Source organism: Kitasatospora sp. NPDC041988 (assembly GCF_055588525.1).
This window is the reverse complement of record NZ_JBVJCO010000008.1, coordinates 213497-239780: the sequence shown is the minus strand read 5'-3', so window position 1 is coordinate 239780 and position 26284 is coordinate 213497. Positions and strand designations below refer to the sequence as shown.

The 26284-nt window shown below is 73.2% G+C and carries 16 protein-coding genes and 1 pseudogene; 9 read left to right on the top strand and 8 right to left on the bottom strand.

The genetic code is table 11. The annotated features are described in order from the left end of the window. Positions 1–375: 375 nt before the first annotated feature. The 3 genes from ACZ6NC_RS11455 to trpS form a co-directional block, all read right to left on the bottom strand. A complete protein-coding gene (locus tag ACZ6NC_RS11455; protein WP_465731350.1) occupies positions 376–1065 on the bottom strand; it encodes a nucleoside/nucleotide kinase family protein in 690 nt (229 codons plus the stop codon). A gap of 49 nt (positions 1066–1114) precedes the next feature. Further along, entirely contained in the window at positions 1115–2074 is a 960-nt protein-coding gene (locus ACZ6NC_RS11450) for a S66 peptidase family protein (RefSeq protein WP_465731348.1), read from the bottom strand. Between the two features lie 87 nt (positions 2075–2161). Further along, positions 2162–3241, bottom strand: coding sequence for a tryptophan--tRNA ligase (gene trpS / locus ACZ6NC_RS11445; protein WP_465731346.1), 1080 nt, complete (start codon positions 3239–3241; stop codon positions 2162–2164). A gap of 647 nt (positions 3242–3888) precedes the next feature. On the opposite strand from trpS, the gene ACZ6NC_RS11440 reads away from it, so the two are divergent. Both ACZ6NC_RS11440 and ACZ6NC_RS11435 read left to right on the top strand, forming a co-directional pair. Further along, positions 3889–5010, top strand: a complete 1122-nt coding sequence (locus ACZ6NC_RS11440; protein WP_465731344.1) for an ABC transporter substrate-binding protein — start codon at positions 3889–3891, stop codon at positions 5008–5010. A gap of 141 nt (positions 5011–5151) precedes the next feature. Continuing rightward, a complete protein-coding gene (locus ACZ6NC_RS11435; RefSeq protein ID WP_465731342.1) occupies positions 5152–6072 on the top strand; it encodes a hypothetical protein in 921 nt (306 codons plus the stop codon). 189 nt (positions 6073–6261) lie between these two features. Here the strand turns inward: ACZ6NC_RS11435 and ACZ6NC_RS11430 are convergent, their stop codons facing one another. Then, on the bottom strand, positions 6262–6798 hold the full coding sequence (locus tag ACZ6NC_RS11430; RefSeq protein WP_465731340.1) for an NUDIX domain-containing protein: 537 nt from the start codon (positions 6796–6798) through the stop codon (positions 6262–6264). A 198-nt stretch (positions 6799–6996) separates the two neighbouring features. On the opposite strand from ACZ6NC_RS11430, the gene ACZ6NC_RS11425 reads away from it, so the two are divergent. Then, on the top strand, positions 6997–7977 hold the full coding sequence (locus tag ACZ6NC_RS11425; RefSeq protein ID WP_465731338.1) for an ATP-grasp domain-containing protein: 981 nt from the start codon (positions 6997–6999) through the stop codon (positions 7975–7977). Positions 7978–8009: 32 nt separating this feature from the next. On the opposite strand, the gene ACZ6NC_RS11420 is transcribed toward ACZ6NC_RS11425, so the two are convergent. Further along, positions 8010–12152, bottom strand: a complete 4143-nt coding sequence (locus ACZ6NC_RS11420; protein ID WP_465731336.1) for an ABC transporter ATP-binding protein — start codon at positions 12150–12152, stop codon at positions 8010–8012. 536 nt (positions 12153–12688) lie between these two features. Continuing rightward, the gene (locus ACZ6NC_RS11415; RefSeq protein ID WP_465731334.1) at positions 12689–13327 is read right to left on the bottom strand and encodes an SACE_7040 family transcriptional regulator; all 639 of its coding nucleotides are present in this window, start codon (positions 13325–13327) and stop codon (positions 12689–12691) included. A gap of 133 nt (positions 13328–13460) precedes the next feature. Between ACZ6NC_RS11415 and ACZ6NC_RS11410 the strand changes: the two genes are divergently transcribed. The 4 genes from ACZ6NC_RS11410 to ACZ6NC_RS11395 all read left to right on the top strand — a co-directional run bounded on the left by ACZ6NC_RS11410 (position 13461) and on the right by ACZ6NC_RS11395 (position 20084). Continuing rightward, positions 13461–15200, top strand: coding sequence for a carboxyl transferase domain-containing protein (locus ACZ6NC_RS11410; RefSeq protein ID WP_465731332.1), 1740 nt, complete (start codon positions 13461–13463; stop codon positions 15198–15200). A 136-nt stretch (positions 15201–15336) separates the two neighbouring features. After that, positions 15337–17682 carry an acetyl/propionyl/methylcrotonyl-CoA carboxylase subunit alpha gene (locus tag ACZ6NC_RS11405; RefSeq protein WP_465731330.1) on the top strand — a complete coding sequence of 782 codons (2346 nt, stop codon included), beginning with the start codon at positions 15337–15339 and terminating at the stop codon, positions 17680–17682. Then, positions 17679–18674, top strand: coding sequence for a hydroxymethylglutaryl-CoA lyase (locus ACZ6NC_RS11400; RefSeq protein ID WP_465731328.1), 996 nt, complete (start codon positions 17679–17681; stop codon positions 18672–18674). The genes ACZ6NC_RS11405 and ACZ6NC_RS11400 overlap by 4 nt, the downstream gene beginning before the upstream one ends. A gap of 219 nt (positions 18675–18893) precedes the next feature. Continuing rightward, positions 18894–20084, top strand: coding sequence for an acyl-CoA dehydrogenase family protein (locus ACZ6NC_RS11395; RefSeq protein ID WP_465731326.1), 1191 nt, complete (start codon positions 18894–18896; stop codon positions 20082–20084). A 230-nt stretch (positions 20085–20314) separates the two neighbouring features. Here ACZ6NC_RS11395 and ACZ6NC_RS11390 read toward each other — a convergent pair whose 3' ends face one another. After that, complete coding sequence (locus ACZ6NC_RS11390) at positions 20315–20794, bottom strand: universal stress protein (protein ID WP_465731324.1); 480 nt, start codon at positions 20792–20794, stop codon at positions 20315–20317. A gap of 774 nt (positions 20795–21568) precedes the next feature. Between ACZ6NC_RS11390 and ACZ6NC_RS11385 the strand changes: the two genes are divergently transcribed. Next, positions 21569–22363, top strand: coding sequence for an HAD family hydrolase (locus tag ACZ6NC_RS11385; protein ID WP_465731322.1), 795 nt, complete (start codon positions 21569–21571; stop codon positions 22361–22363). A 485-nt stretch (positions 22364–22848) separates the two neighbouring features. Here the strand turns inward: ACZ6NC_RS11385 and ACZ6NC_RS11380 are convergent, their stop codons facing one another. Further along, positions 22849–23652: a GNAT family N-acetyltransferase gene (locus ACZ6NC_RS11380; RefSeq protein ID WP_465731320.1), complete on the bottom strand. Its 804-nt coding sequence runs from the start codon at positions 23650–23652 to the stop codon at positions 22849–22851. Between the two features lie 1026 nt (positions 23653–24678). Between ACZ6NC_RS11380 and ACZ6NC_RS11375 the strand changes: the two are divergent. After that, positions 24679–25683: pseudogene (locus ACZ6NC_RS11375) on the top strand (helix-turn-helix domain-containing protein); the annotation flags it as partial. Between the last annotated feature and the right edge of the window lie 601 nt (positions 25684–26284).

Here is a 26284-nt window from a genome sequence, read left to right as displayed (position 1 = left end):
TGGCACGCTGTTGAGTTCTCAAGGAACGGACACTTCCTTCGGACCGCCTTCCAGCGGGCCCTCCGGGCGCTTCGTTCTTTCGTGTTTCCAGCTTACCAGATGATTTCCGCTCCGTTTCCGGCGCTTCGTTCATCCAACTCGCTGCTGTCTTCTGCGGCTTGACGCCCCGTCCGACGTTTCAAACTCTAGCCGATCCCCGCTTCAGAAAGCGAATCCGGCCGCAATCCATATAAACGGGCACACCGAATAAGACCCGAGCTGCACCGTCAAAAAGACAAGGCGCAACCCAGCCCGAACCGGGAAGTGATGTTTCTAGGGATTGGCCGCCCCGGGACCGTCCGCGCTGATGCGTGTCCGGTGCTCCCTGCCGAGCGACTAGAGAACACTACGCCCTTCTGGAGCGGCAGGCAAACCGGTGACCCGGACGATCCGCGTGCAGAGCGCGCGGCCGGCCTTCACGTACTCGCCGTTGGGGTGATCGTTGGTGCTGACCCAGTGCCGGGCAGTGGCCTCGTCGCGGCCGCCGGCGCGGTGGCGGCGGACCAGGCGCTCCTCGCGGACGGTGTCGTCGGCGTCCACGTACCAGAGCTCGCGCAGCAGTCGGCGGGCGTCCGGCCAGGGGTGTTCGGTGGCGGCGAGGTAGTTGCCCTCGGTGATGACGAGCCGGGCTCGCGGTGGGACGACGTGGCGGGCGGCGACGGGTTCGTCGAGCTCGCGGTCGAAGTCGGGGACGTAGATGTCCTGGAAGCGGTCTGCGGCGACCCGGCGCAGCAGGGCGACGTAGCCGTGGGCGTCGAAGGTGGCGGGTGCGCCCTTGCGGTGGCTCAGGCCGACACGGTCGAGCTGGGCAGCGGAGAGGTGGAAGCCGTCGAGCGGGAGGTAGGCGGCGCTGCCGGGGCCCTCGCGGCGTTCGACCTCGGCAACCAGGTGCCGGGCCAGGGTGGACTTGCCGGCGCCGGGCGGGCCGGCAAGTCCGAGGATGGTGCGGGCGTTGCTGCCGGGGCCCCGAAGGAGACCGAGGGCGAGCGCCGCGAGATCGGAGGCGGTGAGGGTGTCCTCGTTCATGGGCGCACCCTACTGAGAAGGAGCGCCTTCCCGGCCGGCCCGCCTGTCGTCAGCCTCGCGGGGCGAGTGCGGGGGTCTCCAGGGTGAGGGTCCCGGCGTCGGCGTCGAGGAGAGCGGGGACGCCGAGCGGGACGGTGAGGGTGGAGGGACTGTGGCCGAAGCCCAGCTCCCAGATCACGGGTATGCCGAGCGGGCCGAGCCGGTCGAGCATGACCTCCCTGACCCGCTCGGGCCGGCCGCAGCCCTCCCAGGAGCCGAGGGCGACGCCGGCGACGCCGTCGAGCGCGCCGGAGCGCAGCAGCTGGGTGATGAGGCGGTCGAGCTGGTAGGGGTGTTCGTTGACGTCCTCCAGGACCAGGATGGTGTCGGCGAAGGAGGGCCGGGCGGCCGGTGTGCCGCGCTCGGCGGTGATGACGTGGACGCAGCCGCCGGCCGTGATGCCGCGGGCGCGGCCCGGGACGAGGGTCTCGGCGGTGGCCGAGGTGAGGACCGTGGTGGCCTCGGGCTCGAACAGGGTGCGGCGCAGGTGTTCGGCGGTCCGGCCGTCCTCGATGAAGGACGCGCCCGCGCTCATCGGCCCGTACAGCGTGGCGATGCCGAGCCGCTGGGCGAAGGCCTCGTGCAGTGAGCTGACGTCGCTGAAGCCGATCAGCACCTTGGGCGGTACGGCGCGCATGGCGTCCCAGTCGAGCAGGTCGACGATGCGGTGCACGCCGTAACCGCCGCGGGCGCAGATGACGGCGTCGACGGTGGGGTCGAGCCAGGCCGACTGGAGGTCGGCGGCCCGGTCGGAGTCGGTGCCCGCGAGGTGGCCGAGAACGGGGTGGGTGTCGAGGACGTGCTCGCCGACCGTGACCTCCAGCCCCCAGGAGCGCAGGATCGCGGACCCGGCGGTGAGCCGCTCGGGGTCGATGGGGCTGCTGGGGGCGACCACGGCGATGCGGTCCCCGGGGAGGAGGCGGGGCGGACGGGTCAGGCCTCGGGCGGGCGCGGGAGTGCGCTGATCCATTGCCAGGTTCCTTACGGGAAGAGTTGATTCGTGTCTGGTCGGCGACGTCCGTGCCGCGCCGACCAGACAAGATATTCCCCGCAGGCTTCAGATCGACCCCATCACCGCCCTGACCTCGTCGAGGGTGGCGTCCGCGACGGCGTTGGCCCGCTCGGCGCCTGCGCGCAGCACCTGCCGGACGTAGCCACGATCGGCGGCGAGTTCGGCACGGCGGGCGCGGATCGGGCGGAGGTGTTCGTTGACGGCCTCGGTCACCGTGCGCTTGAGCGCGGCGCCGCCGCCGTCGCCGATCTCCTCGGCGACCGCTTCGGGCGCGCGGTCCTGGCAGAGGGCGGCGAGCAGGACGAGGCTGGAGACCTCGGGGCGGGTGGCCGGGTCGTAGGTGATCCGACGCTCGGTGTCGGTCTTGGCTCCCTTGATCAGGTGGGCGGTGGCGTCCTCGTCGGCGCAGAGCGAGACGGCGTTGCCGCGGCTCTTGCTCATCTTGCCGCCGTCGGTGCCGAGCAGCAGCGGGGCGGCGGAGAGCAGCGGCTCGGGGCGGGGGAAGACGCCGGAGCCGTCCGGGTGCGGGTAGCGCTCGTCGAAGCGGCGGGCGATGGTGCGGGCGACTTCGAGGTGGGGCAGCTGGTCCTGGCCTACGGGGACGACGTCGGCCTTGCAGAAGAGGATGTCGGCGGCCTGGTGGACGGGGTAGGTGAACATCAGCCCGTTCACGGCGGCCTGGCTGGAGTGGGCGATCTCGTCCTTGACGGTGGGGTTGCGGCTCAGCTCGGCGACGCTGACCAGGCTGAGGAAGGGCAGCAGCAGCTGGTTGAGGGCGGGCACGGCGCTGTGGGCGAAGATCGTGGCCTGCTCGGGGTCGAGACCGGCGGCGAGGTTGTCGAGGACGACGTTCTCGGTGTGCTCGGCGAGGCGGTCGGCGAGGTCGCGGTCGGTGATGACCTGGTAGTCGGCGACGACGACGAACATCTCGACGCCGAGGCGCTGGAGGCGGACCCGGTTCTGCAGGGTGCCGAAGTAGTGGCCGAGGTGGAGCGGGCCGGTGGGGCGGTCGCCGGTGAGGACGCGGTGGGCGCCCGGGTTCCGGCGGATCCGCTCGTCCAGGTCGGCGGTGGTGGTGGCGGCAGCGGCGGTCGAATCGGCGACGGCGGCGGCGAGAGCGGTCATGGGGTTTTCTCCTCGGTACGGCGGTGGTGGCAGCCGTCCGGGGCTCGGGCCCGTCCCGTGGGGAAACGCAACAGGGCCGTCCATCCGGACGGCCCTGGTCAGGCGTGGCTGGTGGCCGTCCTAGGACGGCCACCAGTTGAGACCTGCGAAGCGCTTCATGTGCTCGAGGATACCCGTCAGTCCTCCACGACCGCGCGGGATTGTCCTTGCGGAGCGTCTCGCCGCGGAAGAACTCCGGCCGGTAGGCGCCGTACCAGGTCGTCAGCACGCCGCCGAGCAGCAGGATGCCGACGCCGATGACGAACACCGAGCCGATGCCGAGGACGGCGCCGCTGCCGTACTCCGGGTCCCAGGCGTCGGTGAGGGTCTGCAGGAAGACGGCGCTGAGCGGGACTCCGCCGAGGAGTGGGGCGACGCCCCTGAGGACGAGGTTGCGCAGGCGGCCCGGTAGCTCATCGCGGTGGCGGAGGCGATCAGCACGACCACGGTGAGGAGGTGGACGGCCCTGTTGTCGTTCACTCCGCGATCCCGCTGCTACCGGTCATGACTTGAGGCGTTTTGACCCTCACCCCGACAGCCTCTCGGTCGACCCCGCAGGGGTTCGGATAGGTTTGCCTCACCTAACATCGATCGAGAAGGAGCGTCGCGTGGCCCCCCACCCCGCCGACCGGACCGTCGTCAGCCGCACCCCCTCCCGCCGCAGGCTCCTCACCGCCGGGCTCGCCGGCGGCGCCGCCCTCGGCCTGGGCGGACTCCTCACCGCCTGCGGCAGCTCGGGCGGGTCCGGCGGGTCTACCGCCGGCTCGACGAAGGCCTCGTCCGGCGCCTCGGCCGGCTCGACGCCCGACCAGAAGTCGGTCAAGCAGGGCGGCGACGACTACGCCACCGTGATCGAGAAGATGAAGGGCTTCGGGACGGACGCCGCCCCCGGCGTCTACCCGCGCACCATCAAGCACGCCATGGGCGAAACCGTCATCCCCGCCAAGCCGGTCCGGGTCGTGGTGCTGGACACCGGCGAGCTCGACAACGTCGTCTCGCTCGGCATCCAGCCGGTCGGCGTCGTCTACACCGACGGCTCGAAGAACATGCCGTCCTACCTCAAGGACAAGGCCGGGAACCCGGCCGGTGTCGGCACCATCAACAGCCTCAACCTGGAGGCCATCGCCGCGCTCAAGCCCGACCTGATCCTCGGCAGCCAGCTACGCGCCCAGGACCAGTACGCGCAGCTCTCCAAAATCGCGCCGACCGTCTTCTCGCTGCGCCCCGGCTACCCCTGGAAGCAGAACTTCCAGCTGAACGCCGCCCCGTTCGGCCTGGAGGCGGAGGCCAGGGCACAGCTCGACGCCTACCAGGCCGCGGCCACGGCGATCGGCGCCAAGCTGGGCGACAAGCGGCCCACCATCACGCCGCTGCGGTTCATGCCCGGCAAGACCCGGCTGTACGCCGAACTGTCCTTCATCGGCACCATCCTCACCGACGTGGCGCTTCCGCAGCCCAGGATCGAGCAGGTCAAGGAGCTGGCCGTCGAGATCAGCCCGGAGCAGATCGACAAGGCCGACGCCGACTGGGTCTTCCACGGCGTCTACGGCACGCCCAGCTCCACCAACCAGGACGCGGTGCTCGGCGGACCGCTCTGGAAGACCCTCGGCGCGGTCAAGTCCGGTCAGGCCCGGCCGGTTTCGGATGAGACCTGGTTCCTCGGGCTCGGCGTCACCGCGGCCAACGCCGTCCTGGCCGACCTGAAGGGCTTCGTCGCGCCGGGCACCTGAGGCGGACGGCGGGGCGACGGCGGGGACCGGCCCGGAGAGGGGCGGAACGGTGTCGTCGCCCACACCCGGCGCAAAGCCGCTTGGAGCTGATCACCGCGTGCGGGAGGATCGTCGGGACCGTACCCCGAAGGGCTCGTGCCGATGACCACGCTCGACCACCCCACCTCGACCGCTTCCGACCTGCCGTCAGCCGGCCTGCCCTCCCCCGACCTTCCCGCGGGCGGCGTGTCCACCGCCGACCGCCTCTCCGTCAGCTCGTCCGCCCCCGTCGCCGCCACCTTGTCCGCCCCGGCCGCTGCGCTCTGCTCGATCGCGGCGGCGGTGGACTCCGGGGCGGCCGGCGGTGCTCGGGGCGACTCCGTTCCCCGGCCACGAGCCGGCGACGGGGAGGAGTCTGCCGGGGCCGGAACCGCGGGATTCATACGGCTCCAGCCGCCGGTGACGGCGGCGGCGGACCAGGCCGTGCCCGTTCTGCGAGCCGTGCCGGAAGAGTCGCGGACCGTCCTGGCCAGGCGGCCCTCGCCCTCGCGGCGGCTGCGCCGGATGCACCCCGAGGCGGCGCCGGCCGGCGAGGTCGAGACCGCGGAGAAGCGTGGGGCGACGGCTACGGCGGTGCCGCCGGCCGTCGCGGGGGGCGAGCCCGACCCGACCGTGCCCGTGGGCGGAGCCGCGCCTGTCAGCGGAGCCGCTCCCGCCGGCGGAGCCGTGGCCGCGGCGGCCGAGACGCCGCTCGGCATCCTGATCGGCGGCAGTCCGAACCTCCCCGAGGTCGCCGGCCGCACCGAGGAACGGCAGCCGGTCCGGGTGACGGCCGAGCTGGTGCGGATCGGCCGGGGGACCGTCCTGGTGGTGCTGCCCGCGTGGCGACCCGCCATCGCCGTCTCGGCGCCGGCCGAGCACCTGTTGCAGACCGCCGGCCTCGCCCTCGAACAGCTGGCCGGGGCGCAGCTGTCGGTGCTGATCAACCCGGGCGCGTTGCACGACCGGGAGCTGGACCTCCACGGCTGGCAGTCCGGCCCCGCCGGGCGACCGGGCCGGCGGGGCGGGCGACCGCCGCTCTAGGCTCCGGGCCGCGCCCGGCGGGCCGACGCGAAGTCGCCGCGGGTCCGGCGTACTGGAAGGTCCGGCCTGCGAGGGTCCGGCCTGCGGCGGATTCCGCATCGGTGCGGCTTCGGCCTGCGGCGGGTCCGCGTGGTGCGGCGTACTGCGGCTTCGGCATACGGCGGGTTCCGCGTGGTGCGGCTCCGGTGGTCAGGGAGCCGGCGTCGGGGCGTTCGGGATGTAGCCGAGGTGGACGGGCGCCGGTTCGCGCCGGTCGGTGAGCCAGCCGTCCCGGACATCGGCCAGCAACTCCGGCAGGCTGGACGGCCAAAGGGCGTCGGCGTCCTCGTCGGCCAGGTCGGCCGGGGTCCACCAGCGCCAGTCGAGGATCCGGTCGAAGGCGTGCACCGCGCTGACGTCGCCGACCGGGCCCCGGTGCGGCCCGCTGGTCAGGTAGATGTGCTCGTACTGGCGCACGGGCGTGCCGTGCCAGGTGAAGTCGTGCTCCCAGGTGCAGAGCAGCGGCCCCGGTTCGAGGTCGGTCCAGCCGGTCTCCTCCCAGAGCTCGCGACGGGCGCCCGTCCACGGTGTCTCGCCCGCCTCGATGCCGCCGCCGGGCATCGTCCAGTGCACACCGACCTCGCTGTTGTCCGAGCGGAGCAGGAAGACGGATCCGCTCCCGTCCAGCACCACAGTCCGCGCCGCTTGCCTGGGGGTCCGCCTCGCACGACGCAGCAGATTTCGCATCGGATCACTCTCGCAGTGCGGGTGCCGGGGCGTCGAGCGGATTGGGGGCGGACGGCGGCGGATCGGGGGCGGACGGGCGACGGCGCCGGGTGCGGCCTGTCGGCGTTGGGTTGTGGGGCGGCATCTGTGCCGCACCGACCGCGGGGAGAAGCGGTGTTGGCTACGCCGCGAACGTCCGGTGGCCGTACTCTTTCGCCCATGCCCGCACCAGCGATCCTCTTCCCCGCCGACCCGCTCAACCCGCGCCGGCCCGACCCGCACTTCGCCTGGGAGGCCCGGACTCTGCGGGAGTTGGGCGGTGAGCAGCACCTCGTCGACCACGACGCGCTGCTCGCGGGGGACACCGCGGAGGCGGTCCGACGGGTGCCGAGGGACTGCGGCCCGCTCTGGTACCGGGGTTGGATGATCCCCTCCGCCGACTACGCCGCCTTCGCCCGCGCCCTGGCCGGCCGCGGCGCCACCTTGCTGACCAGCGCCCCCAGTTACACCTCGGCACACGAACTGCCCGGCTGGTACGGCGTGTTCGAGGGCGCGACGCCGCCGAGCACCTGGATTCCGCTGACCCCGGCGGCGGGCCGGCCCGGTCCCGAGCAGTTGGCGGCCGCGGTCGCACGGCTCGGCGGGCGCGGCCCGGCGATCGTCAAGGACTACGTGAAGTCCCGCAAGCACGAGTGGGACGAGGCCTGTTACCTCCCCGAGCTCTCCGACCTGGCCGCCGTCGGACGGGTGGTGGCGCGCTTCGTCGAGCTGCAGGGCGAGTTCCTGGCGGGCGGTGTGGTGCTGCGCCGGTACGAGGAGTTCGCGCGGGCCGGGGGCAGCCCCGCAGCGGTGAAGGGCCCTGTGGAGGGCCCAGCGGGCGCGCTGGTGGCCGGGCCTTCGGGCGGGCCGGGGCGCGGCGGGGCCGGGGAGCGGCCGGTGGAGGCCCGGGTGTGGTGGCTGGACGGCGAGCCCGTACTGGTCGGGCCGCACCCGGACGCGCCCGGGCAGACCGCCGACCCCGACCTCACCGAGGTCAGGCCGCTGGTCCGGGCCCTCGGCTGCCGCTTCGTCACCACCGACCTCGCCAGCCGGGCCGACGGCTCCGGCTGGCGGGTGGTGGAGGTGGGCGACGGACAGGTCAGTGACCTGCCGCGCGGGATCGACGCCTCAGGGCTGCTCTCCTCCCTGATCGCAGCCTGACCCGTTCGGCAGTCTCCGCGCCCGTGCGGTTGCTAGGCCACTGGTTCCGGCGCCGGGTGGCCGTCGGCGATGAACGCCTGCCAGAGCCGCGCGTACACCCCGCCCTGCGCGACGAGTTCGGCGTGCGTGCCGTCCTCGACCACCTTGCCGCGGTCCAGGACCACGACACGGTCGGCGCGTTCGGCGGTGGTGAGGCGGTGGGCGATGACCAGCGTGGTGCGGCCCCCGCTGAGCCGGTCCGAAGCGTGGTTGACCGCCGCCTCGGTGGCGAGGTCGAGCGCGGCCGTGGCCTCGTCCAGGAGCAGGATGTCCGGGTCGACCAGTTCGGCCCGGGCCAGCGCGATCAGCTGGCGCTGCCCGGCGGAGAGGTTCCGCCCCCGCCCGGTGACCTCGTGGTCGTAGCCGCCCGACAGGCGGACGATCATGTCGTGCGCGCCCACCGCCCGGGCCGCCGCCTCCACCTCGGCCGCCGAGGCCGAGGGCCGGCCGTACGCGATCGCCTCGCGCACCGTGCCCGCGAACAGGTACGCCTCCTGCGGCACCACGCCGAGCCGGTGGCGGTACTGCGCCAGGTCGTACCGGGTCAGGTCGACGCCGTCCACCCGGACGGTGCCGGCGGTCGCGTCGTAGAACCGGGCGACCAGCTTGACCAGGGTCGACTTGCCGGCCCCCGTCTCACCGACGAGCGCCACCGTCTGGCCTGCAGGTACGTGCAGGTTGACGCCGGTGAGCACGGACGGGGCCCCGTCGGCGCCGCCGTTGTAGGCGAAGCTGACGTCCTCGAAGTCGATCTCGCCGCGGAGCCTCTTCTGCACCGGCACCGGGTCGGCCGCCTCGGCGGTGGTGGTCGGGGTGCGCAGCAGCTCGCGGATCCGGCCCAGGCCCACCGCGGCCTGCTGGTAGCCGTCGAATACCTGCGAGAGCTGGTTGACCGGCGCGAAGAACAGGTCGATGTAGAGCAGGTAGGCGACCAGCGCGCCGACGGTGAGCGTCCCGGAGTCGACCCGCGAGGCACCCACGATCAGCACCAGCGCGGCGGCGACGCTGGAGAGGAACTGCACGAACGGGAAGTACAGCGAGATGTAGAGCTGTGCCCGGACCCGGGCCTCGCGGTAGGCCATGCCCCGGGCGACGAAGCGGTCGGTGTTGGCGTCCAGCCGGCGGAAGGCCTGCACGATCCGCATGCCGGCGACGTTCTCCTGGAGGTCGGCGTTGACCGTGCTGATCAGGTCGCGGGAGATCTCGTACTGCGTCTTGGACTTCTTGCGGAAGACCAGCGTCGCAGCCACCAGCAGCGGCAGCACGGCGAACACCACGAGAGCCATGCCGGCGTCGATGACCAGCAGGGCGGCGAAGATGCCGGCGAAGGTCAGCAGGCTGACCACGGCCGTGACCACGCCGGTCTGCAGGAAGGACGTCAGCGAGTCCAGGTCGGTGGTCATCCGGGTCATGATCCGGCCGGACAGCTCGCGCTCGTAGTAGTCCAGGCCGAGCCGGTTGAGGTGGGCGAAGATCTTGAGGCGGAGCGTGTAGAGCACGCGCTCGCCGGTGCGGCCGCTGACCCGGTTCTCGGCGCCCTGCACCAGCCAGTCCAGCAGGACGATCACCAGGGCGGTCAGGGCGGCGACGGCGACGCCCGACATCATGGCCTTGCTCACGCCGTCGTCGATGCCGTGCCGGATCAGGATCGGCAGCACCAGGCCGGCGCCGGCGTCCAGGGCGACCAGCAGGAGGGCGAGGGCGAGCGGGCCGCGGAAGGGGCGCAGCAGGCGGCGGAGGGAGAAGTCGGGGTCGCCCGCCTCGGCCTCGGCCCGGGGGATCGCCGGGCTGTCGGTGGCCGGCGGGAGGGCGGCGACCTTGGCCAGGAGGTCAGGGTCGGCGGCGCGGGCGGCCCTGGCCAGGGCCGGGGTCGGCAGCTCGGGGAGGGGCTGCGGCGCGGGGGTGTCCGCGATGTCCGCGGTACCCGCCATATCAGCGGTGTCCGCCGTATCAGCGGTGTCCGCCGTGGGCTCGGTGGGCTCCGAGTCGGCGGGCTCGGTGGTGGTGCCCTCGGCCGGGGGGTTCTCGGCGAGCGGTCCGGGGAGCGGTCCGGTGAGCGGTCCCGTGAGCGCCTGGGCCGGTGTTTCGAGGGTGGCCGGGGGTTTGGTCGTGCCGGCCTCGGGATCGGAGATCAGGACCCGGTACTGGGGACATCGGCCGTCGAGCTCCTCGTGCGTTCCGATGTCCAGCAGACGGCCGTGATCCAGCACGGCGATCCGGTCGGCCAGTTGGAGGGTGGAGCGGCGGTGGGCGATCAGCAGGGTGGTACGGCCGGTCATGACCGAGCGGAGGGCGTCGTGGATCTCCGCCTCGATCTGCGGGTCGACCGCCGAGGTGGCGTCGTCCAGCAGCAGGATGCTCGGGTCGGTGAGGATGGCCCGGGCCAGGGCGATGCGCTGGCGCTGGCCACCGGAGAGCGTGAGGCCCTGCTCGCCGACCTTGGTCTCGTAGCCGTCGGGCAGCTCCCGGACGAACTCGTCCGCCTGCGCCGCACGGGCTGCCGCCACGATCTGCTCGTCGGTGGCGTCGGGCCGCCCGTACGCGATGTTGGTGCGGACCGTCTCGGAGAAGAGGAAGCTCTCCTCGGGGACGATGCCGACGGCCGCCCGGACCGAGTCGAGGGTGAGATCGCGCAGGTCGTGGCCGTAGAGGCGGACCGCGCCGGCCGCCGGGTCGTAGAACCGGGGCACCAGCTGGGCCACCGTCGACTTGCCCGAGCCGGACGCGCCGACCAGGGCCAGCGTCTCGCCGGGGGCCAGCTTCAGGCTGAGCCCGTGCAGGACGGGCGCCGGGTGCTCGGGGTCGTAACGGAACTCGACCCGGTCAAACTCCAGCGCCGTGTCCGGCGTGCGCGGGCCGACAGTGCGCTGCGGTCCGCTGTCCGCGGTGGTCTCGGCGGTCCCGATGGCCGCGGTGGCCTTGGTGATCTCGGCGGCCGCGGAGGCAGTGTCGACTGCGACAGCCGCCTGCTCGGCGGAGAGGTGGGCGGCGGTGAGGTCGAGGGCGACCGCGTCCGGGCGCTCCTGCACCAGCGGGCGCTCGTCGATCAACTGGAGCACTCGCTCCACGCCCGCGCGGGCCTGCTGGCCGACCGTGATGACCATGGTCAGCATCCGGACCGGGCCGGTCATCTGCGCCACGTAGGTGGAGAAGGCGACGAAGGTGCCGAGCGAGACCTGGCCGTCGACCGCCAGCCAGCCGCCGAACGCCAGCACCGCGACCTGGGCCAGCGCCGGGATCGCCTGCATTGCCGGGTTGTAGCGGCTGTTGAGCCGGATCGAGCGCAGCCGGGCCGCGAAGAGGTTGCGCGAGGCCGCCTCCAGTTTGCCCAGCTCCTGGGCCTCCTGGCCGAAGCCCTTGACCACCCGGACGCCGCCGATCGCCTCGTCGACGACGCCCGCGACGGCTGCCGCCTCCTGCTGAGCCGCCCAGGTGGACGGGAACAGCCGCTTGCGGCTGAGGACCGAGACCCACCAGAGGGCCGGGCCCATGACCAGCGCGACCAGCGTGAGCGGCGGCGAGAGCCAGAGCATCACGGCCAGCGACATGACGAACATCAGCAGGTAGCCGGTCATCATCGGCAGCATCGAGAGCAGGCCGTTGATCAACTGGAGATCGGAGGTGGCGCGGCCGACCACCTGGCCGGTGTCCAGGCGGTCCTGCCGGTGCCCGTCGAGCCGCCCGAGCGAGCGGAAGAGGTCGCTGCGCATGTGGTGCTGGACGTCTAGGGCGAGCTGGCCGCCGTAGTAGCGGCGCACCTGGGTACAGGCGAACACCAGGGCGGCCGCCACCAGCAGCACCACGGCCCACGGGGCCAGGGAGCGGGTGTGCTCGGTGATGACGTCGTCGATGATCAGCTTGGTGACCAGCGGGACCAGCGCGGTGACGGCCATGCCGACGAGCGACGCCCCGAAGGCCAGCAGCAGGCTGCGGCGCGAGCGCCCGCAGTAGCCGACCAGCCGCCGCAGCCAGCCCTGACTGCTGCCGCCGGAGGCCTCGGCCTCACCCGGGCCGCCGTCGGTGCTCCGCTCGCTGTCGGTGCTCCGCGTGCCGTCGGCACCTGTCGGCGCGCCCCGGGTGCCGGGTGGGGGGCCGCTCGGGGAAAGCTCCACCGTAGATCCGTGAGTCTCAGGCATATTTAGGGATGCTAACCATTCCGTCGGGTGGCCGCCATGGTTTATCCGGCCAGAGCACGCCGGGTGTCCGGCCCGGCTGAGGGGCCAACAGCCCGCAGCCTGCGGTGATTCCCGACCGGCCCCGGCCCGTGCCCTGCTACCAGGGTGGACGACGACGCACCGAACGCCCACCTTCCACCGGCGCAGCAGGCCGCCCTCCTTTGGACCTAGGGCTTGTCTGACAATTCCCACCGCGCGCACGACGCCAGGCATCCCACCTGGACGCACCGCCGAATCGTCCAAGTACGTCCAGTACGAGGACGCTCCGGCGGCACGCCCAGCCGGGCGCCCAACGCCGCGCGCTGATGCGACGCGAATTGTCAGACAAGCCCTAGGCCGCAGCACGTCGCAGCGCCCGGCTGGCAGCGCACCCGGCGGCAGCGCACGGGGTGCCCGGGCGCCCGGTGATCGGAGGACCGGCGATCGGAGGACCGGAGGACCGGGCCAAGCAGCCAGGAGGGAGGGGCGGGGGCGCAGGAGCGGGGGCGCAGGCCGATTCAGCCGCGCGCCGCGGCGTCGGCCGCCGCGGAGAAGGCGCCGTGCGCGAGGCTGTGCAGCAGGGCGGCCATGCCGTCGCGCTGGAGGGCGGCCCGGTCCCCCTGGGCGGGGTTGGGGCCGGCGCTGTGCGGGGTCGAGTTGATCAGACCGAAGACGGCGTGCACGGCAGCCCGCGCGACCGGCTCGGCGGCGGGTTCGGCCAGCGGCGGGTAGGCCTGCCGGACGACGTCCACCCACAGCTCGACGTAACCGCGCTGCAGTCGGCGGACGGTCCGGCGGTCCTCCTCCTTGAGGTTCAGCAGCTCACGGTCGTGCAGGGTGATGAGATCCCGGTCGTCGAGCGCGAAGTCGACGTGCCCGCCGATCAGCGCGTCGAGCGCGGCGGCCGCACCGTCGCCCCCGCCCGCCCGGCGGCGGCCCTCCTCCAGGAGGCGCTCGCTGATGCCGATCAGCAGGTCGGCGAGCATCGCGTCCTTGCCGGCGAAGTGCCGGTAGAGCCCGGGCCCGCTGATGCCGACCGCCTTGCCGATCTCGTCGACCCCCACGCCCAGGAAGCCGCGGGCGGCGAACAGCCGGGCAGCCTCCTTGCGGATCTGGTCACGGCGTGGGAGCCCGGAAGCGGCTGGGACGTTCGACATGCTGCCCATCGTAGACAGTGGGGTTATCGGCCGTTAACCTGGGCCGCACGAGTTAACGCTCATTAACGTGGGGGTCGCGGGCTCATCCGGCCCTGCTGCCCACCTGGTGCCGAGGGCAAGGGAGCTCTTGGGAATGGTCATCTCCACCGCCGGTGTACCCACCGGCGTCAACGGCAGCGCGGCAGGCGGAGCCGCGGCAGGTGCGGGCGGCTCGCCGTCCGGTACGGCTGCCGGATCCGTCGCCCCGGGAGCCGCCGCTCCCGCACCCCGGCTCGGCACCGCCGTCGACCCGGGCTCGGAGGCCTTCCGGGCCAACACCGAGGCGCACCGCGCCCTGGTCGCCGAACTGCGCGAGAAGCTCGGCGCGGCCGCCCTCGGCGGCGGGGCCAAGGCCCGGGCCCGGCACACCGCGCGGGGCAAGCTGCTTCCCCGCGACCGCGTCGACACCCTGCTCGACCCCGCCTCCCCCTTCCTCGAACTGGCCCCGCTGGCGGCCGACGGGATGTACGACGGGGCCGCGCCGGCAGCCGGCGTGATCGCGGGCATCGGCCGGGTCGCGGGGCGCGAGGTGGTCGTCGTCGCCAACGACGCCACCGTCAAGGGCGGCACGTACTACCCGATGACGGTCAAGAAGCACCTGCGCGCCCAGGAGGTCGCGCTGGAGAACCGCCTCCCCTGCATCTACCTGGTGGACTCCGGCGGCGCCTTCCTCCCGATGCAGGACGAGGTCTTCCCCGACCGCGACCACTTCGGCCGGATCTTCTACAACCAGGCCAGGCTCTCGGCCGCCGGCATCCCGCAGATCGCCGCCGTGCTCGGCTCCTGCACGGCGGGCGGCGCGTACGTCCCGGCGATGAGCGACCAGGCCGTCATCGTCCGCAACCAGGGCACGATCTTCCTCGGCGGGCCGCCGCTGGTGAAGGCCGCCACCGGCGAGGTGGTCACCGCCGAGGAGCTGGGCGGCGGCGACCTCCACTCCCGCACCTCCGGGGTGACGGACCACCTGGCCGAGGACGACGCCCACGCCCTCTCCATCGTCCGCACCATCGTCGCCGGGCTCGGCCCGCGCGCACCCCGGCCGTGGCCGCTCGCCCCGGCCGAGCCACCCGCCGTCGACCCGGCCGGCCTGTACGGGGCCGTCCCGGTCGACCCGCGCACGCCGTACGACGTGCGCGAGGTGATCGCCCGGCTCGTCGACGGCAGCCGGTTCGCCGAGTTCAAGGCCGAGTACGGTGCGACCCTGGTGACCGGCTTCGCCCGGATCCACGGCCACCAGGTCGGCATCGTCGCCAACAACGGTGTGCTCTTCTCCGAATCCGCGCTCAAGGGCGCCCACTTCATCGAGTTGTGCGACCAGCGGGGCATCCCCCTCCTCTTCCTCCAGAACATCACCGGGTTCATGGTCGGCCGGCAGTACGAGGCGGGCGGCATCGCCAAGCACGGCGCCAAGATGGTCAATGCCGTCGCCTGCACCCGCGTCCCCAAGCTGACCGTGGTGATCGGCGGCTCGTACGGAGCCGGCAACTACTCGATGTGCGGACGGGCCTACTCGCCCCGCTTCCTCTGGATGTGGCCGGGCGCCAAGATCTCGGTGATGGGCGGCGAGCAGGCGGCCTCCGTGCTGGCCACCGTCCGCCGCGACCAGCTGGAGGCGCAGGGCGAGGAGTGGCCGGCCGAGGCGGAGGACGAGTTCAAGCGCCCCGTCCGCGAACAGTACGAGCGCCAGGGCAACGCCTACTACGCCACCGCGCGACTCTGGGACGACGGGGTGATCGACCCGATGGACACCCGCACCGTCCTCGGGCTGGCGCTCACCGCCTGCGCCAACGCCCCGCTCCCGCAGCCGGGCCCGTACGGCGTCTTCCGGATGTAGCCCCGCCGGGCGTGGCCGCGCGCCGGCGGCAGGCCGCGCCGGGCGTGACCGCGCCCGGCCCCCGGCCGCCCCTCGCTGCCGTCCCCTTCCACCACCTCCTTCTTACGGCTCCCCTCGACCCGGAGGAACGCCTCCCATGTTCGACACAGTTCTGGTCGCCAACCGCGGCGAGATCGCCGTCCGGGTGATCCGCACCCTGCGGCGGCTCGGCGTGCGCTCCGTCGCCGTGTTCAGCGACGCGGACGCCGACGCACCCCACGTCCGCGAGGCCGACACCGCCGTCCGGCTCGGACCGGCCGACCGCAGCGACAGCTCGGCTGCCGAGACCTACCTGCGGACCGACCAGATCCTCGCCGCCGCCCGCCGCACCGGCGCCCAGGCCGTCCACCCCGGCTACGGCTTCCTCGCGGAGAACGCCGCCTTCGCCCGCGCCTGCGCGAAAGCCGGCCTGGCCTTCATCGGGCCTCCTCCCTCCGCGGTCGAGCTGATGGGCGACAAGATCAACGCCAAGGAGGCCGTCCGCGCCGCCGGTGTGCCGGTCGTCCCGGGCAGCCAGGCGACCGCTCCCACCGACGAGGAACTCGTCGCGGCCGCCGAGGAGATCGGCTACCCGGTCCTGCTCAAGCCGTCCGCCGGCGGCGGCGGCAAGGGTATGCGTCTCGTGCGGGACCCTGCCGACCTGCCGACCGAGATCGCCGCCGCACGGCGGGTCGCCCGGACCGCCTTCGGCGACGACACGCTGCTGCTGGAGCGCTGGATCGACCGGCCCCGCCACATCGAGGTGCAGGTGCTGGCCGACGCCCACGGCACCACCGTCCACCTCGGCGAGCGCGAGTGCAGCCTGCAGCGCCGCCACCAGAAACTGATCGAAGAGGCACCCTCCGTCCTGCTCAATGCCGAGACCCGCGCCGCGATGGGCGCCGCAGCCGTCCGCGCCGCGGAGTCCTGCGGCTACACCGGGGCCGGCACCGTGGAGTTCATCGTCCCCGGCATCGACCCGGACTCCCCCACCCCCGCCGAGGGGGTACGGGACTTCTTCTTCATGGAGATGAACACCCGTCTCCAGGTGGAACACCCCGTCACCGAACTCGCCGTCGCCGTCACCACGCCGGCCGCTGGCCCGGCCGCCGCCCAGGCCGGACGGCTGGACCTGGTCGAGTGGCAGGTGCGGATCGCCTCGGGCGAACGCCTCACCTTCTCGCAGCCGGACATCTCCTTCCTGGGCCACGCCATCGAGGCCCGTATCTGTGCCGAGGACCCGGAACGGGACTTCCTGCCCACCGGCGGACGCATCCTGGTCCTCGACGAGCCGCAGGGCGAGGGCATCCGGGTGGACTCCGGTGTCACCGCGGGCACCGTCATCACCAGCGCCTACGACCCCATGCTCGCCAAGGTCATCGCGTACGGGCCCGACCGCCCGACCGCGCTGCGCCGCCTCCGTGCCGCGCTGGCCGACACCCGGATCCTCGGCGTGACCACCAACACCGGCTTCCTGCGGCGACTGCTCGCACACCCCGAGGTCACCGCCGGCCGACTCGACACCGGTCTGGTGGAACAGACGGCACAGCAGCAACCCGCTCTGCTCGCCTCGCCCTACTCCCCTGCGTCCTCCGACTCCTCCGCCGGCCCCTCCGCCGACTCCGCTTCCTCCGCCGCCGACCCGGCGGAGACCGCGGACGTCACCGGATCCCGGCCCGCCGAAGCTCCGGCACCCACCCACCTCCTCTACTACGCGGCCGCACTCGCGCGGCAGCTGGACCTCACCCCCGCCACCGACAGCGGCGGCTGGACCGACCCCTTCTCCCTCCCCTCCGGCTGGCGCCTGGGCGGCGACGCCGCCTGGACCACCCACCGACTCCGCGCCCCCGGCCAGGACCCGGTGTCGCTGCGCATCCGTCCGATCACTGCGAGCAACGTAGCCGAGGGCACTGACATTCCCCCGGGTGTCACTCCTGAGGTGGACATCCGGCTCGGTTCCGGACCGGCCCACCGCGCCCGGGCCGTGCGGACCGGCGACCGCCTGCACCTCACCGTCGACGGCCTGCAGACGACCTTCGCCCTCACCACCGACGACGCTCCCGGCCGGCCCGGCGGGCCGCTCGGCGGGCCGGTCACCTGGCTCGGGATCGACGGCGACGCCTGGCCGGTACACGCCTACGACCCCGTCGGCGAGAGCACCGCCGCCGGCGCCGCCCATCACGGCGGCCTCACCGCCCCGATGCCCGGCACCGTCACGGTCGTGAAGACCGCGGTCGGCGAACAGGTCCGCCGGGGCCAAGCCCTGCTCGTCCTGGAGGCCATGAAGATGGAACACGTGATCGCCGCCCCGCACGACGGCACCGTGAGCGAACTGCGGGCCACCGCCGGGGCCACCGTGGCGATGGAGGAGCTGCTGGTCGTGGTCGCCCCGGCCGAGGACGGCCCGGACGGCGGGGCAGCCGACGGGGCGCTCGGCGCGGTCGCGGCCGAGGTGCGGTCATGAGCACCGCCGCCTCCCCCGCGCACGAGCCCGACGCGCTCGACCTGGGCCTGCCGGACCCCGTCCGCGCCCCCGGCCTGCCCGAAGAGGTCCGGATCCACGAGGTCGGACCGCGCGACGGGCTGCAGAACGAGAGCGCACTCGTCCCCGTCGAGGTCAAGGCCGAGTTCATCGCCCGGCTCGCGGCCGCCGGGCTGCGCACCGTCGAGGCGACCAGCTTCGTCCACCCGAAGTGGGTGCCCCAGCTCGCCGATGCCGAGGAGCTGGTCCCCCGGCTCGCCGGGCTGCCGGACCGTCACCCCGGGCTGCGCCTGCCGGTGCTGGTGCCCAACGAGCGCGGGCTGGACCGCGCGCTCGCCCACCACGCCACCGACATCGCGGTGTTCGCCAGCGCCACCGAGACCTTCGCCCGCCGCAACCTCAACCGCTCGGCGGACGAGGCGATGGCGATGTTCCGGCCGGTGGTGGAGCGGGCCACCGCGGCCGGAGTCCGGGTACGCGGCTACCTCTCGATGTGCTTCGGCGACCCGTGGGAGGGCCGCGTGCCCGCCGAACAGGTGATCGGCTTCGGAGTGCGGCTGCTGGAGATGGGCTGCACCGAGCTGAGCCTCGGCGACACCATCGGGGTAGCCACCCCGGGCCAGGTCACGGCGCTGCTGGACGGCTTCGTCGAGGCCGGTGTGCCGGTCGGCAGGCTCGCGGTGCACTTCCACGACACCTACGGCCAGGCGCTCAGCAACACGCTCGCCGCGCTGCGCAGCGGTGTCACCACGGTCGACGCCTCGGCGGGCGGCCTGGGCGGCTGCCCCTACGCCAAGAGCGCCACCGGCAACCTGGCCACCGAAGACCTGGTGTGGATGCTGCACGGACTCGGCATCCGGACCGGCGTCGACCTCCGCGCCCTGGTCGCCACCAGTGGCTGGATGGCCGAGCGGCTCGGCCGCCCCAGCCCGTCCCGCGCGGTCCAGGCACTGCTCGGCACGAACCGGGGCTGACGCGCCGGCGGCCCGCCTCCCGGCGCCCCCTCACAACTCCACACGCCCCTCTGCGACTTCCGTCCCCGCGACGGCCCGGCGCCGGCCGGCGCCCCGCCCCGCATCACCCTTTCTCTCTTTCCCTCTCCGCGCTCCGCGCGCCGGTCACACCGTCCGACCGGCGCGTGGTCATCCCGATCACGCCCGCGGCCGCCCCGGCCGGGCCACAGGAGGATCACCATGCTCGATCACCGGCTGAACAGCGAGTACGAGGAACTGCGGCGCACGGTCGCCGAGTTCGCCCAGGACGTGGTCGCGCCGAAGATCGGCGAGTTCTACGAGCAGGGCGAGTTCCCCTACGAGATCGTCCGGGAGATGGGGCGGATGGGCCTCTTCGGCCTGCCGTTCTCCGAGGAGTACGGGGGCATGGGCGGCGACTACTTCGCGCTCTGCCTCGCCCTGGAGGAGCTCGCCCGGGTCGACTCCTCGGTCGCGATCACCCTGGAGGCCGCGGTCTCGCTCGGTGCGATGCCGATCTACCGCTTCGGGACGGAGGAGCAGAAGCGCGAGTGGCTGCCCCGGCTGACCTCCGGCGAACTGCTCGGGGCGTTCGGCCTGACCGAGCCCGAGGGCGGCTCCGACGCCGGCGCGACCCGCACGACGGCGCGGTACGACGAGGCCACCGACGAGTGGGTCATCAACGGCACCAAGTGCTTCATCACCAACTCCGGCACCGAGATCACCGGCCTGGTCACCGTCACCGCCCTCACCGAACCGCTCGCTCGTTCGAGTGAAGAGGGCGAATTCTCCTCGCCACAGCGCGAAATCTCTTCCATCATCGTGCCTACCGGAACCCCGGGGTTCCAGGTGTCGAAGAAGTACTCGAAGGTCGGGTGGAACGCATCCGACACCCGCGAACTGTCCTTTACCGACTGCCGCGTCCCCGCGGCCAACCTCCTGGGCGAGCGTGGCCGCGGCTACGCCCAGTTCCTGCGGATCCTCGACGAGGGCCGCATCGCGATCGCAGCCCTGGGCACCGGCCTGGCCCAGGGGTGCGTCGACCAGTCCGTCGCCTACGCCGGTACGCGCCGCGCCTTCGGCCGGCCGATCGGCGCCAACCAGGCCATTCAGTTCAAGCTCGCCGACATGGAGATGCGCGCCCACACCTCCCGCCTGGCCTGGCGGGACGCCGCCTCCCGGCTGCTGCACGGCGAAAAGTTCAAGAAGGAGGCCGCGATCGCCAAGCTGTACTCGTCCGAGGCTGCCGTCGACAACGCCCGCGAGGCGACCCAGATCCACGGCGGGTACGGCTTCATGAACGAATTCCCGGTCGCACGCTTCTGGCGTGACTGCAAGATTCTCGAAATCGGGGAGGGCACGTCCGAGGTCCAGCGCATGCTCATCGCCCGGGAGTTGGGCATTCTCTCCTGAGGCTGCACCCATCCTGAAGAGGCTTGTTCTCCGATTCTCCGGCTGCCCGGTCTGCCGACGTTCAGGCCCACCGACTTTCCGGTCTGCCGACTCCTACGTCTGCCGATTTCGGGTCCGTCGGAGAATCGGGGCGGCCCAGACGGGCCTCACGGGCCATATGAGCCAGACGGGCCTCACGAGCCAGGCGGTCCTCACTGGCCGCACGACCTGACGGGCCGCACGTCTGACCGTCAGGGGATCACGATCACCGGGCGGTTGGCACGCCGGGCCAGCCGGCCGGAGACCGAGCCGAAGATCTTTCCGAGCAGGCCGTGGGTGCTGCCGACCACGATGGCGTCGGCAGCGTACTCGCGGCCGACCTCCTCGATCTCGTGGCAGATGTCGCCACCCCGCTCGACCAGAATCCAGGGAACCCCGGCGAGGAAGTCCGCACAGGCGAGCTCCAGGCCGAGGACCTCGGTCCGGTGGTCGGGGAGGTCGACGAAGACGGGAGGTTCACAGCCGGCCCACACCGTGGCGGGCAGACGGTTGGCAACATGCACGATCACCAGGCCGCACTGCGAGCGACGGGCCATGCCCACCGCGTAGGCGAGGGCGCGCTCGCTCGACAGGGAGCCGTCGAAACCCACCACCACACCGTGTTGGAACGCGGGATCGCAGGAACGGGCCGGCGACTCCTGCGGCTCCGGCGCGCCCGGCGCACTGGGCAAGCCCGGGGCCCCCGGGTGCTCGGCACCCGGACCCAGGCGCCCCGTCACCGCCGACTCCGCAGAGTCGGCCCGGTGCTGGTCCCGTCGCTGACGGGAGCCGGGGCGGCTCCGGCGCGCGATGTTGCGAAGAAGGCGCGAGAGGGCCCGAGCGTCCACGGAAACCGGCTCTCCCCCTGGATCTCCCGCGTCATGGCGGTCACGGCCGCCACCACCGGCTCCACCGGCCGCTGCGCCCGTGCCACGGAACGCGTCCGGCTCAACCGGTCGGGAGGACTCAATACCAGCCATGGCTCAAGGCTCTTCGAGGGAGATGGGCCGACAGGAGAGGACAACGCTGCCCAGGCAGCAGGGCCGCCCACGGGACGACGTCGGTCTGCGCCGCGCACCACCGTTTGTGACCTATTTCCTTTCAGAGTACGACGGGCGGGAGACTCAGCACAGCGGCGAAGCCTCCGACCGCCTTTGTTCCCGCGAACGGAGGATGCGCCCGCAGGCCGCAGTGCGCCCCCGTCTGCGAACGATTGCGCCCCCTTAGGCGAAGGAGGTTCTCTGGAGCTTGACTGAGCGAACCGGGCGATGCAACAGGCCACCGGGACACCGTGACCGGACTGTCATGGATCGACAACGATCGGTTGCCGCCCGTCACGGGCCGCTGTTTCCGAGACAGGGGCGCTCCGACCCCGCCGGCATCCGTTTCAGCCAATTCGCACGGGTTCGCGACGGCCTCTGGCATTTGCCACGTGCATACGCGCGGCCGCTGGCACCATGCTCGGCATGCCCCTGCTCCTGCTCGACCTCGACAACACGCTGCTCCCCAGGGATGCCGCTTTCCGGGCCTGGGCTCAGGATTTTCTGACCGAACGAGGGCTGCCGCCCGGCGACCTCGACTGGCTCGTCACCATCGACGGCGGCGGCTACGTGCCGCGCAGCACCGTACTGTCCGCCACGCAGCGCCGCTACGGGTTGGACGACTCCCTCGAATTCCTGCTCGCGCACTACCGTCGTGGCATCAACTCCCATATCCATTGCCCGTCCAGGCACATCGAAGCGCTGCAGGCCGCGCGCGCGGCGGGGTGGACGCTCGGCATCGTGAGCAACGGCGGCACCCGGCCCCAGTTGGAGAAGATCCGCCGGACCGGACTCGGTCCGATGGTCGACGGCTGGGTCATCTCTGAGGAGGCGGAGTGCGTCAAGCCGGACCCGCTGATCTTCGAGATCGCCGCGCAGCGCTGCGGCATCGCGCCCACCGGCAGCTGGGCAACGGAGACCTGGATGATCGGGGACCACGCCCCCGCCGACATCGCGGGGGCGGAGCTGGCGGGGCTGCGCAGCGTCTGGCTGCACCACGGCCGCCCCTGGGCCGAGCCGGGCTACCGGCCGACGCTCAAGGCGGCCGGCCTGCCGGAGGCCGTCGGGCTGGTCCTGTCCGCGCGCAGCGCGCCTGGGCCGGGACCGGGGATCCGGGCGGGTGGGCCGGTCCGCCGAAGGGTGGCGGGCGCGGCGCCGGAAGGCCTCTGGTCCCGGAACGGGACGGTGGCGGCGCTGCCCGGCGCGCGGTCCGGCGCATAGTTCTCGCCGTCCGCCCCGGACGGCCCTCGTGCGCCTGTTCCCGTGCACGGCCCGGACGGCGGCGCTCCGGGCGCGACGGCGGAGGTTGGTGTCCGAAACCGCTCCGGCGAATTTGCGGCCACCGGCGGGCCGCCTCGTCGGCGCGGGGCTGCCCGGCGCGGCGGACCGGTCCGGGCTCCGGGTCGACCGCCCCACCGCGGCCGGCGCCCCTGCCACGACCGGCGACGCCGCCACTGCCCACCCCACCGCCGAAGTCCCCTTCTCCGGGCGCCACTCCTCCGGGCACCCGGCTCGGACGAGGTTCGCCAAGCCGCAGGCGTGGTTCGGCCCGCGTCCGGCCGTGCCCGCGGTGGAGGGCGTGGCGGTCTCACCGTAAGCCGGGGCCGCCGCGGCCGGGGCCGGGGCCGGCAATGACGGCCGGGCCGGCGGACCGGCCGGTCGACAGGTCAGCCGGCCGACCAGCCGACCTGCCGCCCGAGGAGTCGCTACCCGTCCGAGGGGTCGGTCAGCGTCCACCAGTGGGTGCGGCTCCACTCGGTGAAGCCGAGCTTGCGGTAGAGCGGTTCGCCGAGTTGGGTGGCGACCAGGGTGGCCGGGCGGTCGGGATGCGCGGCGGCCAGGGCGGTCTCCAGGACTGCCCGCGCCACGCCGCGAGAGCGGTGGTCGGGGAGCGTCGCGACCCAGTACACCCCGGTGGCCCGGCCGTCGTCGTAGGTGAGGCAGGCGCCGGCCGCGCCACCGTCGATGCGGCCGAGCCAGGCCCGGCAGCCCGGCTCCCGAAGGAGTTCCACCGGCAGCATCCCGCCCCGTGTCCAGGGCTGGCGGGCCGGCATGGGGAAGCCCTCGACCACTGCGCGCTCGACCTCGGCGAAGCCGTCGGCGTCCCGTACCTCATCGACCGTCAGAGGGCCACCGCCCTGGCCGCCGGAGCGCGGGAGCGAGCTGGGCAGGGGTGCGTCGAGCGGGCCGGGTTCGCGGACCATCACGGCCATGCCCCGGCCGTGGCCGCAGCCGTGGCGCGTCATGTCCAGGCGGCCGTAAGGGTCTTCCAGGGTGAGTTTGACGGTGGACCACTCTTGCAGGAGGGCCGCCATTTCATCCTCGAGAGGTGTGGAATCGCCGTAGGGGCGGGTGACCACGATGCGGTGGGCGTCGTCCGGCGTGCGGGCGCAGCGGACGGCGGTGAATCGGGGGTTTATGAGCTGTTGCCAGCCGTTCGCACGGGCTTGGGCGAGCCAGAATGCGGCGGCGTTGTCGTTGGCCTGTTCGAGCCGGCTGTTGGTCTCCACGCCAGGACGGTAGCGCGGGCCGCCGATTGCCGCTCTGCCGCCCCGGCACTGGCCGGATGAAGCCAGGGAGGCGCACGGTTCGACTGGCGTGCGCCCTCCTGTGCACCGCCTATTTTCGGTCAATCTCACGCGGCTCCCCTGCCCTTGGGCAAAGTCGCAGCCCAGACCCGCCGGCCGGGCGCGCCGAAGCCGGACGTCCCAGGACCAGTCCCGCGACAACCAGCCACCGTTGCCCCGGCCCCCTTCCCAGAAGGGTCGACGGGTGCCACGCTTCGTGATCGAATGCATCACGCCAAATTGCCATGTCGACATAGCGTCGGATGGTGAACTTGTCACAACGGCAACGGTCCACCCGATAGATTCGATCTTGGCCAGCAGTGCCGCACCACCACACCACACCACCGAGGGGGCTTGAGCGCCTTGAGCAGGGTGAGCAGGAGCGACGCGGGTCCTGACAACGGCCAGGCCGTGGCCGGTATCACGGGTCGTTCCCCGAGAGCCACCGGCGCCTCGGCCATCGCTGCCAACCCCCGTTCCTCCGGCACCTCCAGCGCCGCCCCGTACCCCTCGTACACCTCTGCGGCCACCTCGGCCCCTTCCGCATCAGCGGCCCCCGCGGCATCGGGATCCAGCGGAGCGACGGCCTTCTCGGCGCCCGCGGAGCAGGGTGGATGCATCGTCAGCCGACTGTCCGTCAATCCTGCTGCCGCTCACGGCGCCGGTCCGGGCGGCCACGCCGGTCCGTCGGTTCCCGGCCATCCTGGCGCTCAGGGTCACAGCCAGAACCACGGCCAGCACGGCGTCCCGAGCCACGGTCAGGCCGGGCAGGACGCTGGGTTCCCCGCCTTCTCCGGCGGTCCCGCCCCCGTCTCCCCGTCCACGGGGCTGACGCCCGGCGGCATGGCGGGCGGCGGCATGGCGCCCGGCGGCCCGGCTGGTCCACTCGGACTGGGCGGGAGCGGTCACGGCCCGGCCGGTCACGGCGCCGGCGGCGGACCAGGTGCGAACGGCTCCTCGGCCGCCGTGATGGCCGCCGCGCCCCGGAAGCTGTCCGGCCGGCGCCGGCGCGAGACCGTCGCCGTACTGATCTTCGGCGGCGCCCCGATCTTCGAGAGCTCGATCCCGCTCTCCGTCTTCGGCGTCGACCGCCAGGACGCCGGGGTCCCGCGCTACCGCCTGCTGGTCTGCGCCGGGGAGGAGGGTCCGCTCGCCACCACCGGCGGCCTCACGCTCTCCGCGCCGTACGGGCTGGAGGCGCTGGCCCGGGCGGGCACGATCGTGGTGCCGGCCTGGCGCTCGATCTCGCAGCCGCCGCCGGTCGAGGCGATCACCGCACTGCGCAAGGCGCACCACGAGGGCGCGCGGATCATCGGGCTCTGCACCGGCGCGTTCGTACTCGCGGCCGCCGGCTTGCTGGACGGCCGCCCGGCGACCACGCACTGGATGTACGCGCCGACCCTGGCCAAGCGCTACCCCCGGGTCCACGTCGACCCGCGCGAACTCTTCGTCGACGACGGTGACGTACTGACCTCGGCGGGCACCGCCGCCGGTATCGACCTCTGCCTGCACGTGGTGCGCAGCGACCACGGCGCCGAGGCGGCCAACGCGCTGGCCCGCCGGCTGGTGGTGCCCAGCCGGCGCAGCGGTGGCGGACAGGCCCAGTACATCGATCAGTCTTTACCGGAGGAGATCGGCAACGACCCGTTGGCCGAGGTGGTCACCTGGGCGCTGGAGAACCTCAACCAGCAGTTCGACGTCGAGGTGCTGGCGGCCCGTGCCTACATGAGCCGCCGGACCTTCGACCGGCGGTTCCGCACGCTGACCGGCAGCGCACCACTGCAGTGGCTGATCACCCAGCGGGTGCTCCAGGCGCAGCGGCTGCTGGAGACCTCGGAGCTGTCGGTGGACGACGTCGCCCGCCGCTGCGGCTTCCGGTCACCGGTGGCGCTGCGCGGGCACTTCCGGCGCCAGCTCGGGGTCTCGCCGGCCGCGTACCGGACCAGCTACCGGGCCCGCCGCCCGGGGACGGTCTCGCCGGCCCAGGCCCCGTCGCACCCGGGCGACCTCCGGCTGGCCGGGGCCGCACCGCAGTCGGCAGGGGCGCATTCCGCTGCCGCTGCCGCCGCGGCGGCGGGCGGGGCACTGCTCGGACAGCCCGGGCAGCACGGTCCGGGGGGTCAGCCGTCCGCGCATCCGCTCGGGGCAGGGCACGCCGGGCACCCGGGCCAGCACGGTCCGCTGGGGCAGCACGGGCAGCCGTCCGCCCCGGGGTTCCACGCGCGCGCCGCGCAGCCGCACCCGCACCAGCAGGCGTCGCACCCCGGCCAGCCGGGGGCGGGGCGCGGTCCGGCCCGGCCGCCACTGGTACCGGCGCAGGCCGGTCCGGGGGCGGGCCGTCCGCCGCGCACGGCGGAGCACGCCGCGGCCGAGGACGGTCACCCGCAGCCGGGAGCGCGCGGTCAGGGGCAGGGGCACCGCAGTGCGGCCGAGCGGTCGTCGGACGACACCGGCGCGGCCGGTGCCGCCGGAGTCGGTTCCGGCGGTGCGGCCGGCAGCCGGGGTCACGGTTCGGCCGCCGGCCGGATGCCGGCGCCAGCGGGGTCCGGGACTCCGGAGGGCCGGGCCCGGCAGG

Bases quoted from the DNA above. Each gene is read 5' to 3' on its own strand.
- ACZ6NC_RS11455 (WP_465731350.1), bottom strand. From the start codon at position 1,065: ATGAACGAGGACACCCTCACCGCCTCCGATCTCGCGGCGCTCGCCCTC.
- ACZ6NC_RS11450 (WP_465731348.1), bottom strand. From the start codon at position 2,074: ATGGATCAGCGCACTCCCGCGCCCGCCCGAGGCCTGACCCGTCCGCCC.
- trpS (WP_465731346.1), bottom strand. From the start codon at position 3,241: ATGACCGCTCTCGCCGCCGCCGTCGCCGATTCGACCGCCGCTGCCGCC.
- ACZ6NC_RS11435 (WP_465731342.1), top strand. From the start codon at position 5,152: ATGACCACGCTCGACCACCCCACCTCGACCGCTTCCGACCTGCCGTCA.
- ACZ6NC_RS11430 (WP_465731340.1), bottom strand. From the start codon at position 6,798: ATGCGAAATCTGCTGCGTCGTGCGAGGCGGACCCCCAGGCAAGCGGCG.
- ACZ6NC_RS11425 (WP_465731338.1), top strand. From the start codon at position 6,997: ATGCCCGCACCAGCGATCCTCTTCCCCGCCGACCCGCTCAACCCGCGC.
- ACZ6NC_RS11420 (WP_465731336.1), bottom strand. From the start codon at position 12,152: ATGCCTGAGACTCACGGATCTACGGTGGAGCTTTCCCCGAGCGGCCCC.
- ACZ6NC_RS11415 (WP_465731334.1), bottom strand. From the start codon at position 13,327: ATGTCGAACGTCCCAGCCGCTTCCGGGCTCCCACGCCGTGACCAGATC.
- ACZ6NC_RS11410 (WP_465731332.1), top strand. From the start codon at position 13,461: ATGGTCATCTCCACCGCCGGTGTACCCACCGGCGTCAACGGCAGCGCG.
- ACZ6NC_RS11405 (WP_465731330.1), top strand. From the start codon at position 15,337: ATGTTCGACACAGTTCTGGTCGCCAACCGCGGCGAGATCGCCGTCCGG.
- ACZ6NC_RS11400 (WP_465731328.1), top strand. From the start codon at position 17,679: ATGAGCACCGCCGCCTCCCCCGCGCACGAGCCCGACGCGCTCGACCTG.
- ACZ6NC_RS11395 (WP_465731326.1), top strand. From the start codon at position 18,894: ATGCTCGATCACCGGCTGAACAGCGAGTACGAGGAACTGCGGCGCACG.
- ACZ6NC_RS11385 (WP_465731322.1), top strand. From the start codon at position 21,569: ATGCCCCTGCTCCTGCTCGACCTCGACAACACGCTGCTCCCCAGGGAT.